Source organism: Vibrio splendidus (assembly GCF_024347615.1).
In the GTDB taxonomy this organism is placed as follows: domain Bacteria; phylum Pseudomonadota; class Gammaproteobacteria; order Enterobacterales; family Vibrionaceae; genus Vibrio; species Vibrio splendidus.
Map to the genome: position 1 here is coordinate 2,356,545 of NZ_AP025508.1, position 12,037 is coordinate 2,368,581.

At 44.0% G+C, this 12,037-nt stretch carries 10 protein-coding genes; 7 read left to right on the forward strand and 3 right to left on the reverse strand.

Features of this window, described 5'->3' with window-relative positions; genetic code table 11:
• Positions 1-73 precede the first annotated feature (73 nt).
• From OCU90_RS10510 to OCU90_RS10525, 4 genes are all read left to right on the forward strand, one after another.
• A complete protein-coding gene (locus OCU90_RS10510) occupies positions 74-1,168 on the forward strand; it encodes a tetratricopeptide repeat protein (protein WP_061021581.1) in 1,095 nt (364 codons plus the stop codon).
• Between the two features lie 165 nt (positions 1,169-1,333).
• Complete coding sequence (locus OCU90_RS10515) at positions 1,334-1,522, forward strand: hypothetical protein (protein WP_004733419.1); 189 nt, start codon at positions 1,334-1,336, stop codon at positions 1,520-1,522.
• Between the two features lie 386 nt (positions 1,523-1,908).
• Positions 1,909-2,316, forward strand: coding sequence for a SulA-like leucine-rich domain-containing protein (locus OCU90_RS10520; RefSeq protein WP_004733418.1), 408 nt, complete (start codon positions 1,909-1,911; stop codon positions 2,314-2,316).
• 327 nt (positions 2,317-2,643) lie between these two features.
• On the forward strand, positions 2,644-3,747 hold the full coding sequence (locus OCU90_RS10525) for a phosphoribosylaminoimidazolesuccinocarboxamide synthase (protein WP_004733417.1): 1,104 nt from the start codon (positions 2,644-2,646) through the stop codon (positions 3,745-3,747).
• 175 nt (positions 3,748-3,922) lie between these two features.
• Here the strand turns inward: OCU90_RS10525 and OCU90_RS10530 are convergent, their stop codons facing one another.
• Positions 3,923-4,300: a hypothetical protein gene (locus OCU90_RS10530; RefSeq protein WP_004733416.1), complete on the reverse strand. Its 378-nt coding sequence runs from the start codon at positions 4,298-4,300 to the stop codon at positions 3,923-3,925.
• Positions 4,301-4,503: 203 nt separating this feature from the next.
• Positions 4,504-6,882 carry a helicase-related protein gene (locus OCU90_RS10535; protein ID WP_061021583.1) on the reverse strand — a complete coding sequence of 793 codons (2,379 nt, stop codon included), beginning with the start codon at positions 6,880-6,882 and terminating at the stop codon, positions 4,504-4,506.
• A 184-nt stretch (positions 6,883-7,066) separates the two neighbouring features.
• On the opposite strand from OCU90_RS10535, the gene OCU90_RS10540 reads away from it, so the two are divergent.
• From OCU90_RS10540 to OCU90_RS10550, 3 genes are all read left to right on the forward strand, one after another.
• Positions 7,067-8,755: an NAD-dependent malic enzyme gene (locus OCU90_RS10540; RefSeq protein WP_017089115.1), complete on the forward strand. Its 1,689-nt coding sequence runs from the start codon at positions 7,067-7,069 to the stop codon at positions 8,753-8,755.
• Positions 8,756-8,948: 193 nt separating this feature from the next.
• Entirely contained in the window at positions 8,949-9,749 is an 801-nt protein-coding gene (locus OCU90_RS10545) for a SanA/YdcF family protein (protein WP_061021585.1), read from the forward strand.
• 196 nt (positions 9,750-9,945) lie between these two features.
• The gene (locus tag OCU90_RS10550) at positions 9,946-11,316 is read left to right on the forward strand and encodes an SLC13 family permease (protein ID WP_061021587.1); all 1,371 of its coding nucleotides are present in this window, start codon (positions 9,946-9,948) and stop codon (positions 11,314-11,316) included.
• A 320-nt stretch (positions 11,317-11,636) separates the two neighbouring features.
• Here OCU90_RS10550 and OCU90_RS10555 read toward each other — a convergent pair whose 3' ends face one another.
• Complete coding sequence (locus OCU90_RS10555) at positions 11,637-11,987, reverse strand: GlpM family protein (protein WP_004733411.1); 351 nt, start codon at positions 11,985-11,987, stop codon at positions 11,637-11,639.
• Between the last annotated feature and the right edge of the window lie 50 nt (positions 11,988-12,037).

Genomic DNA, 12,037 nt, shown 5'->3' on the forward strand with positions numbered 1-12,037 from the left:
TAATAATAATCAACGACCATAAAGCGTATTCATACTGACATATCGATTCTGGGCTTTTTACGAGACTTATCTTTTGCTGATCCTATCCAACATTTTGTCATCATCACTTCTTAGGCCTCTATTTCTAGCCCTCATATTTTCCACGATACCGTTGTCCACCACACATTTCGTGCACGCAGCAAGCGGTGATGAATTTTCATTAGCTCCACAATCTCAAGAGTCACAACCTCAAGATCCAGTTTCTCAATACCAATTAGCTCAAGCTTATGAATCGGGTGTCGACGTCCCTTTGAGCACCAGCGATGCATTTTATTGGTACTCGCAATCAGCGGATAACGGCAATGCAAATGCGCAATTTAGGCTGGCTGAATTGTATTTATCTGGGACAGGTGTAGAGCAAAGCAACAAGCTAGCTTTAGAATGGTTTATCAAATCAGCATTGCAAGGTAACAAACGCGCCTCAGTTGAGGTCGCAAAGATCTATGAGTCCTCGCTTGAGAAAGATCTACTCCTACCATTAGATGCATCACAGCTATGGTATGAAGCGGCCTTAAAAGACAACCCTGATGCAGAAGATGGTTACAATCGCGTTCTGGAAGCACAATTTAACCAACAACGCGCCAAACAGATCTCTTCGATTGAGCAGCTCAATGACAACGTCAGTGCAGAAGCCAATACGAATCAACCAAGTACCTTCCCTTCGGCACTAACTTCTAGAGACCAAGCAACACGTTCTAACCTAACAAACTCTGACTATATGATCGGCGCAGTACTGGCCGTTTTAATTGCAATAGTGAGTATCAGCGCGACTCTGGTTGTATCGCGAAAGCGACAGATTCTGAAGTCTGGTGAGTTAAATCAGCAACAGCAGACACTTGAAGCGCAGCTTAGCGCCAAAGACTTCACAATCAAACAGCAAAAGCGCCAACTTCAGACTATCTATAACGAACTGAAGAAGCAGAAAAACAACAAGAGCTTGAACAATTTTCAGGTAGCTTGTGCGCTATTTGGCTACACGCCTAGCTCAATTCCAGACCAGAAAAGCATCAAGATACGATACAAACAATTATCAAAGATCTACCATCCAGATGGTCACGGATGTGACGAAGAAATGAAACGTTTGAACAATGCGCTAAAAACCATTTTACAAAATGTTACAAAACCGTAAACAACTACACATATTAAATTTGCAAGGTCGCAAAGATATCGATTTTATTAGTGTTGCAATCGATCCCCCTCTCAAAAACGGGTAACAAACTATTAACTAATGGGTCTTACTTGTGTCATAATTTGCGCCGAAAATACACCTGACTTAAACAGGTGAGGAGAGAATATGTTCACAATAGAAGGCGTTTGTGATTGGTGCAAAAAGCCAAGCCTAGTTAAAAAGCACGACTACCTAGATGGTAAGTGTCATCATGCATGTAAAGAGTGCAATGATATTGCAACCATTGATGTTCGCCAGTTCAATATTGGTGAAATGGAAATGAGAGCAAAACTCTCCCAAGCGACATTGAGATAAGCAACACCGTTGAAATATAAGAAAGCGCCTAAGGCGCTTTTTTTGTGTCTGTGGTTTTAGATCTTCTCTCTTCTCTCTTCTCTCTTCTCTCTTCTCTCTTCTCTCTTCTCTCTTCTCTCTTCTCTCTTCTCTCTTCTATACAGGTGTATACAGTACTTTTCTGTCAAAACCACTGTATACACCTGTATAAAGCTCACATTTTTTCAACTTATGAGACAAAACAGCAAATTCATTCGAATTTAATTTATTAAATAATTTCAATCACTTAACAACATCCTACCTATCACTTCAGACAAAATCGTCCAATAATCCCGCAAAAAACGCTTGATCTTATAAGCAACTAAAACTACTGTATACACATACAGCATGTATATAAGGACAGCAAAATGATTCAAGCACACGTTAAAGCCCAACACTCTAGCCCGCTAGTTCACTGCGCATTTACATCAGTTTCTCGTAAAAGCAAAAATTCAAACGAGGAAGCGTTATTTGCAAGAATGGCGTTGCTGTCCAACCAACATCAGTGGCTACTGTTTACCGCTCAAACACCGAGACCATCCGCCAAGCAGCTGAAGCAACATAATGTTTGCTGCGACCGAGTTATTCATATGAAAGCCTCTCATCAAATGACTGAGGTAGAAACCGTCGAGAAAGCCATTCGCTCTAAGAATGCGAGTGCGATTGTGGCAAGTGCATCGATTGATCAATTCAGTCAGCAATATCTAAGAACATTAGGAATGCGCTTTCAGTGTGAAGTCTTCTTTATGGATGCGAATTCAGAGCGTATTCACTAAGCCACCTTGCTTAATATCATGTTGGCTTAATAACATTGTTGGCTCAAAAACATAGCCCATACACATAGCTTAATCTTTTAGCTAACAAACTTAAGTTAACTTAACAGCATAGCTCCAAAACACAGTCCAAATATACTGCCTTCCCCTGCCCTACGATTCGCCTATTTTTTGGCGAATTGTTAGGCGGGGGTTTTTATTTAAACAATAGATTTAGCAATCGTTTGCTTTTTATCTGGAAGGAAATAGTAGATTGAGTATAATGCCCGTCTAATCATGTGCACACCGCACTTCTCTGTATGACGTTTGATAAAAGATAGGAATGTCTAAATGAGCCTTGCTGATCAAGTTCTTGCCGTAAATGATGACCTACCAATCCGTACTGACAAACCTGTCCACAGTGGCAAAGTTCGCTCAGTCTACTGGTTAACTGAAGAAGATAGTCAACGACTAATCAAAGAGAAAGGCTACGATGTAGCACCAGATGCGCCTTTAGCAATCATGGTGATCAGTGACCGTATCTCTGCATTTGATTGTATCTGGCGTGGTGAAGGTAATCTTAAAGGTGTTCCCGGTAAGGGAGCGGCTCTGAATGCTATCTCTAACCACTGGTTCAAATTGTTTAAAGACAACGGACTTGCTGACAGTCATATTCTTGATATCCCCCACCCGTTTGTATGGATTGTACAAAAAGCTCGCCCAGTTATGATTGAAGCGATTTGTCGTCAATACATCACCGGCTCAATGTGGCGTGCATACGCAAACGGCGAACGTGAATTCTGTGGTATCGAGATGCCTGAAGGCCTCGAGAAAGACAAGAAGCTACCTGAGCTACTGATCACGCCTTCAACAAAAGGGATTTTGAAAGGTATCCCTGGTGTTCCAGAAGCTGACGATGTGAACATCTCGCGTAACAACATCGAAGATAACTTCGCAGCGTTCAACTTTACTCAAGCAAGCGATATCGCGCACTACGAGAAGCTGTTAAAAGAAGGCTTCAACGTTATCAGCCAAGCACTTGCGAAAGTCGACCAAACCTTTGTGGATACAAAGTTTGAATTTGGTTACGTCAACGATGCTCAAGGTAAAGAAAAGCTGATCTACATGGACGAAGTGGGTACGCCAGATTCATCTCGCATTTGGGATACTCAGGAATACAACAAAGGCAATATCGTTGAAAACTCTAAAGAGGGTTTCCGTCAGTTCTTGCTTAACTACTTCCCTGATGCAGACATTCTTTTGAACAAAGAACGCATGCCAGAACGTGAAGCATTAGCTCGTGACAATGAACTGCCTCTCGATTCACTGATGTCTCTGTCGCGTACTTATCTTGATATCGCAGCGAAAATCACAGGTGCAGAGATCGTACTGAGCGAGAATCCTAAGCAAGAAATCATCGATGTACTGCGTGCTGACTATGGTCTAGTCGACTGATTGCATTCTAGAAAGCGAGTAAGCTCGTAAACACAAGTTTCAGATACTAAAAGGGCCTCATCATTATTGAGGCCCTTTTTACGTGTGCGATTTTTAATATTCTTTGAGCTCGCTTCTAAGCTATATGCTCTAGGCTCTAAGCTCTAAGCTCTAAGCTCTAAGTAATAATGAGAGATTACAACTTGATAGTAAACTCTTCTCCAGTATTCTCGGCGATCACCAAATGACTGCGCGTCTCGATGTACTCTATCTGCTCTTCTTCAAGAGAATATGGCATAACAACTTTGAGCTCATTGATCCCTTCCAGCCTAGCTAGCTTAAGTAAGGTAACAATGTTTGACTCATCACTTTTACGCGTCGACATTGATTTTAATGCCATCTGCCATAAACGATCTTCAGGGCTTGCTAGCTCTTTAATGCTATCTCGCCAGACGGTACTGAATACTGGCGCAATTGTGGTTAGTGCTTCCAGAAAAGTCCATTTTTTACTGCATGAGGCGCCAAGAAAGGTTGTGTAATCGAACTCTACACGCGTCTCTATCTGTTTTTCCATGATGTCCCCCGACACTTTGACAACACAATATACTCAATATCTATCAACTCTTTCTTTATAGCAATAGGATATAGAAGAATAGTCTTTTATGACCTTTTGATTGGTTAAAAAGGCATATAAAAATCAATTTTGTAACAAAATAAGCACTGAATAATCATATATGCACCTATTTGATTAATATTTTAGAGATAAAACTTATCTATCTATTTTATATCAATTATCCGGCTCGCTTTTTTGTATTGAATACGCCAGCCAGACCATGTTGGCAGCTCCCAGCGTTTTGGTGATAACTTTCGGCTACCCGATTGATAGTGAACGTAAATCAGCTTTCGCGCGGGCAAGTATTCTACATCGAGTTGTAAGTCGGCAAGGCTCAGTGCAAACGGGTATTTTTCAGAGAACTCTGAATAGAACCAACTTGGAATCCCATGGAAAGGTATGTCTGCATGGTCGAACATTTCCAATTCGCTCACATCAGTGACACCTAGCACCTCAAGCTGCTCTATCAACCATAGCTCAAAGTTAATGTTCTCAATTTCTGGTGTGTATTGGGTTTGTTCATCGAGACCGAGTTTCACATACAGCTGCCAGTGTTTGATTTCTTGAGTGCGAACCTTTGCAAAACCGGGAAGTTGGACGCCTTTTAACACAAGATCGACAATAGGCTTTAATGATAGTTGCCCTTCAGCCGCGACGAGCTTAGTCGTAATTGTACGGCTTGCGTATACCAAAGCCATCTCGGTAAAGACACCATCATCATTTACTCTTGTTTCACCTTGCTCCCACTCTCCGAGTTCAGCTTCAATGATAAGCTCAAGAGGAATAGGTGCCGTGACCGTCGCTAAGGTCAGTGTTTGCTTAACACCTCTTCCCGGCAAACTATGGGTATCAAGCACCAACATCGCTTGTGCATTGTCCGGGAAACGATTCTGACGGCCGAGTACTGCCTCTAACACTCCATTGGCAAAGGCTTCTTTCCTCTTCAGTCGGCGCACAAACACCAGCTCAGGATGCAAATTCACAATAGTCTTAAGCAGCTCAATACGTTGGAAACGTGACGCGACTTCTAACTGAGGAAGTTCAAACACCTCACGCATTTGCTTTGCCAGCCCTTGTGCTTCATTCAGTGCCTGTTGGTCTATTTCTAGATGCGGATAATCGCGACCACGAACAATCTGAATCAACAGGCTTAGATCACACCCTTCCTTTTCTTGCTGAGCCAGCGCTTCAAGATGTTCTGCATTGGTTGGTAATTGGTATAAGCGAGCAGGAACGGACAACGCCGCGGTGAGATCGACCATCGCTTCTTTTAAGGCTTTGGTTTTGATTCGAGTAACGATGTCGGCATACAAAGCATCAATCGGCAATGGATACAGCTTTTTACCATGCTCGGTAATTTGATGGTCGGCGTTAATCGCCTCCATCGTCAGCAAGGTTTGAGTCGCGCTGTTTAATGACTTCTCAGGAATAGGATCAAGGAAGGACAAGCTCTCAAACGGAGCACCACAACATGCCGCGGCCAACACAGGTTCTGTCAGCTCTTCACGCTGCAATTCAGGTGGCGTGACTAACTCTAACGCCGCATGCTCGCCATATAGACGCACACAAATGCCATCCATCACCCTACCCGCGCGGCCAGCTCGTTGTTTGGCACTCGCTCGTGATATGGATTTAAGCATCAGTGTGGTTCTTCCGTTTCGTTGAACGGTGCGTCTTTCTAACCCTGAATCTATCACCACGCCAATATCAGGTATGGTGAGGGAGGTTTCAGCAACGTTGGTCGCCAAAATGACCTTTCTCAGGCTATTACCTTCAGTATTGATATTACGACCCGATAACGCTAGATCTCGTTCTTTTTCACAGACCGACGCATGCAATTTCACTACTTGGATGTCTGGATTCTTTGCCAAGGCTTGTTCACATTGCACGATCTCTTTTTTACCTGGTAGGAAAACCAAGATATCGTCATGTGAAGCGATCAATTGATGATTCACTTCTTCAGCAATGCGTTGCTCTAGATGTCGAATATCGGGCAATGCTCTGGATTCATTCGCCCTGTGTTCAATAGCAACTTGATAAGTTCGGCCTTCACAGCTTATTCGATTCGCATCCAAGTAATGAGCAAGACGCTCTCCTTCAATGGTTGCTGAAGTGATCACCAAGCGATGGCTCTCTTTTTGTTTGAGAATCGCTACCAGCAGATCAATGTCCCAGCGTCTCTCGTGAAACTCATCCACCACAATCACATCAAAACTGGCTAATCCGTCTTCTGATAACCAACGCAGCGCGATACCGGGAGTCACAAAAACAACGTTAGTTTGCTCGTTATACTCTGACTCAAGCTTAATCGCATAGCCAACCTTGCTACCAAGCTTCTCACCCGATTGCTGTGCGAGGTATTTAGCCAATGACGTACACGCGATACGTCTTGGTTCCACCACCAGCACTCGTCCATGCTGAGAAGCCCAAAGTGGCAAACGCGTTGATTTACCCGATCCGGTTTCAGCTTCGACTACAAGGTGAGAATTGGCGATTTGCTCGTGGAATACGTTTTGATAAGAATCGATAGGAAGTAATGACATAAAAAGGAGGAGTCGCGAAAAAGTGTGAGCGAAGTATAACGAATTATGGCGCTAGAATTCGATAAGTGTGGGACATGGGTAAGAATATCATTTTGTTTGCAAAGATCGGAGGGAAACTATTTACAATTGAATAACTAAACCGTTATCATTTTTCGGTTACCCTTTCTCCCATATTAGGCATCCAATGAACAACGATAAACGCCCTCTATATATCCCTTATGCTGGTCCTGCTCTACTAAGTACCCCTCTTCTAAACAAAGGCAGCGCATTCTCTGCTGAAGAGCGCAGTTCTTTCAACCTTGAAGGCTTGTTACCGGAAACGACCGAAACAATCCAAGAGCAAGTAGGACGTGCATACAAGCAATATTGTAACTTCGAAAGTGATATGGATAAGCATATCTACCTTCGTAACATCCAAGACACTAATGAAACGCTTTTTTATCGTTTAGTTCAAAACCACATTTCTGAAATGATGCCTATCATTTACACGCCAACGGTTGGCGCAGCATGTGAGAACTTCTCAAATATTTACCGTCGTGGCCGTGGTCTGTTTATCTCATACCCGAACCGCGATCGTATCGATGACCTACTGAACAATGCGACAAACCACAACGTTAAAGTTATCGTGGTTACGGATGGTGAGCGTATTCTTGGTTTGGGAGACCAAGGTATCGGTGGCATGGGTATTCCAATTGGTAAGCTAGCACTGTACACAGCTTGTGGCGGTATCAGCCCAGCTTACATGCTACCTATCGTGCTCGATGTGGGTACAAACAACCCTCAACGTCTTGCTGACCCAATGTACATGGGCTGGCGTCACCCTCGTATCACAGGTGCTGACTACGATGCATTCGTTGAAGAGTTCATCCAAGCAGTTCAACGCCGTTGGCCTGATGCATTAGTTCAGTTCGAAGATTTCGCACAAAAGAACGCAATGCCACTGCTTGAGCGTTACAAAGATCGCCTCTGTTGTTTCAACGATGACATCCAAGGCACAGCAGCCGTAACGGTTGGTTCTCTACTTGCAGCATGTAAAGCAGCAAACAGCAAACTTTCAGATCAACGCATCACCTTCTTAGGTGCGGGTTCTGCAGGTTGTGGTATTGCTGAAGCTATCATTGCTCAAATGGTGTCTGAAGGTATCAGCGATGCACAAGCACGCTCTCAAGTTTACATGGTTGACCGTTGGGGTCTGCTACAAGAAGGGATGCAAAACCTGCTTGATTTCCAACAGCGTCTCGTTCAAACCAACGAAAACACCAAAGACTGGGAAAGCGACGGCACTGGTTTCTCTCTACTAGACGTTGTTCGCCACGCGAAACCAACAGTATTAGTTGGTGTATCTGGTGCTCCAGGTCTGTTCAGCAAAGAAGTCATCAAAGAGATGAACCTACACTGTGAACGCCCTATCGTGTTCCCACTATCAAACCCAACAAGCCGTGTTGAAGCAACTCCAAACGACATTATTCGTTGGACTGATGGCCAAGCACTGGTTGCCACAGGTAGCCCATTTGAGCCAGTAACTCATAACGGCACCACTTACCCAATCGCTCAGTGTAACAACAGCTACATCTTCCCAGGTATTGGCCTTGGTGTATTGGCTGTGAATGCTTCACGTATCACTGATGAAATGCTAATGGAATCAAGCCGTGCACTTGCTACGTGTTCTCCACTAGCAATCAATGGCACAGGCGCTCTACTTCCACCATTGGAAGAGATCCACACCGTATCTAAGAAGATTGCTCTTGCGGTAGGTAAAAAGGCGATTGAACAGGGCGTTGCTCTAGAGATCACTGAAGAAGCTCTTCAACAAGCGATTGACCAGCACTTCTGGCAGCCGGTTTACCGTCGCTACAAGCGTACTGCATTCTAATAAAACGTGCTGTACTTTAAATAAAGTGTACTGCGCTTGGAATAAAGAGCGTTAACTACTCTTATAAGAGCCTCTGCAACTGCAGGGGCTTTTTTCTTTACACTGTCTTGTCTTTTTAACTGATTTTTCTCATTTTTATTTGGTATTATCGAGCACTCAAAAATTAATGCTCAGTCAAAGGACCATACCGAGAGTGAAATTTGATTCTCACATTATCCGTAGCTACATAAAAAAAGCTTACAAAAAACTGCAAGGTTTTCTGTTTGGCGCTTTCCTCGTGTTCTTAGTTGGCAGCGCTGCGGTTATTGCGATCGATTATTGGGTTTCATGGCAAGCGGAAGATCGCATCATCTACGATATTGATGACGTGCCCGAGCTTGAGGTCGCGGTTGTGCTTGGCACAAGCAAATATCTGGGCAGAACACTCAACGACTATTATAAACACCGAATCGAAGCCGCGATTGAGCTGTTCGATCGTGAAAAAGTGGATCAATTTCTACTGAGTGGCGATAACGCTCATCGCTCTTACAATGAGCCGTGGACGATGAAACGCGACTTGTTGAAAGCGGGTGTACCCGATGAACGCATCAATCTAGATTACGCAGGTTTTAGAACCTTGGACTCGATTGTTCGCGCTAAAAAGATATTCGATACTGATAATTTTCTGATCATCACTCAGAAATTCCACTGTGAAAGAGCGCTCTTCATCGCCAATTCTTACGATATTCATGCGCAGTGTTTGGCAGTTTCAGGGCCAACTCACCATTCGGGAACCTCAATACGTTTACGTGAAGTGTTTGCGCGCACCAAAGCATTCCTTGATCTGTATATTATGGGGACAACGCCAAAGTTCCTTGGACCTAAAGAGCCAATTCAACCCAGTCCAAAACCGGAATCATTTCCGATTCCAAACCCTATCACTGACCCCACTGTAAACCCTATTGTAGACCCTACAACAAGCCCTATTTTAGAACCAGCAGAGACCGATGTGTAGAAAACTACACATTTTGAATTTGTTGCCTCACACTTCCCCATTGTTAAGCAAAAACACACCAACACTCCTTTATTAACTTGAGTAACATTCTTCCAACAAAGTCTGACCCTACATCAAGCTATATACCTCGTACAGAATAAGCACCGCTCTTGAAGTTTGTGCACCAATAAAACGAGGATAACAAAAGGAGCGTCTTATGACGGCACTTGTTACTACACTGAAACACTGGTTGTTCACCCGCAACAGCATGATCTTAATTGGTAATTTCACGCTATTTGCACTTTTGCTCAATACCCTGCCATTCGAAGCGCAAGTGAATACAGGTTTAAGTATTCTCGTATTCGTTGCCATTTTATGGTTAACAGAAGCGATTCACGTCAGCATCACCGCTTTGCTCGTTCCCCTATTGGCTGTCTTGTTTGGTGTATTCAACACGCCCGCTGCGCTGGCTAACTTTTCGAACCCAATCATCTTCCTATTCATGGGTGGCTTCGCATTGGCAGCCGCGCTGAACAAGCAAGAGTTAGATAAAGCGATTGCTGACAAAGTACTGTTGATTGCAAAAGGCAGAATGTCAGTAGCCGTGTTCATGCTGTTCGGTGTGAGTGCGAGCTTATCAATGTGGATCTCAAATACTGCAACCACAGCAATGATGCTTCCTCTTGTTCTAGGCATCATGAACAAAGTTGACCAAAGTGAAGACCGTAACACCTACGTATTTGTGCTACTAGGCATTGCTTACTGTGCATCGATTGGTGGCATCGCAACCTTAGTGGGTAGCCCACCAAACGCAATTGCGGCCGCAGAAGTTGGTTTAAGTTTCACAGAATGGATGGCGCTAGGTCTACCTATCTCAATGATCTTATTGCCAATCACAATGGTTGTCCTGTACGTGATGACGAAGCCAAAGCTCGACCATAAATTTGAGCTAGACCACGCTCCTGTAGAGTGGACAAACAGCAAAAAAATCACACTGTCTATCTTCCTTTTAACCGTAACACTTTGGATATTCGGAAAACCAATCAACGCAATGATTGGCGGATTCTCTAAGTTTGATAGCTTGGTAGCGATTGGTGCCATTGTACTGCTTGGCGCTTCTAGAGCGGTTGAATGGAAAGATGTCGAGAAGACAACGGATTGGGGTGTGCTTATCCTGTTCGGTGGCGGTATCTGTTTAAGTAACATTCTTAAAGCGACTGGAACCAGCGTATTCCTAGCACACTCACTAAGCGGATTTTTAGAAACAGCAGGCGTGCTTCTTACGATTCTAGCCGTGGTAGCGTTCGTGGTATTTCTAACGGAATTTGCGAGTAATACAGCGAGTGCGGCATTGCTTGTCCCTGTATTTGCAACCATTGCTGAAGCGCTGGGTATGTCACCTGTTATCTTATCTGCACTGATTGCGATTGCCGCATCTTGTGCCTTCATGCTACCAGTCGCGACACCACCTAATGCGATTGTATTTGGCTCTGGTCACATCAAACAAAAAGAAATGATGCGAGTCGGTATGGTGCTGAACCTAGTTTGTATCCTAGTACTAACACTGTTCGCTTGGATCTTCTGGTAAGCACTAACGCCCTATAGACTTATGTTTATAGACAAGAGCTTATAGGAATGCCCCCCCCCCCACACACTCAAAAACATCTGGTTGCAGCTTCCCCCGGCTCAACCAGTACAAAAATGCCCGCTCAGCTAGCAAGATCAGTTTAACTAACAAGACCAGTTTAACTAACAAGACCAGTTTAACTAACAAAACCAGCTAAACGGGCATCTAAAAACAAGAAACGCTTTTCCCTTTTGGTGGCCCCGCGCCACCTTTTTTGTGTCAGCTTGTCACCTTTTCTGTATCAACTACCAAGCACTCATTACCGTTCTAAAATCTGGCTCTCACGCCACACTTGGCACCAAACGCGTCCAACCTAACAGCAGCATAGAAGCACACATAACCCAAACGACAGTGGCTAAAGAAAGCGTCGATACCAAATTGTAGCGATAACTGAACACATACACCGCGCCAAGATAAGCCGCGTATGGCACAAGCGAGAACAAGCCAAAGAGTGCCGTGGTACGTAACTCCACCATGGTTTGTTCCGTGCCAACAATGTAGTGAGCAATCAGAGCAAAGGTTGGAAACAACGGCACTAAGCCTGCGATGTAAAAGCTCTTACTTTTCGACAGCAGCGCAATCAACAGAACAGCCGCCGCACCAAGCAAACATTTAAAGAACAGTGATATCATTTTTTATACGCTATCCAAGCAAATCAACAAAGGCTCTAGAGGGTAAACTC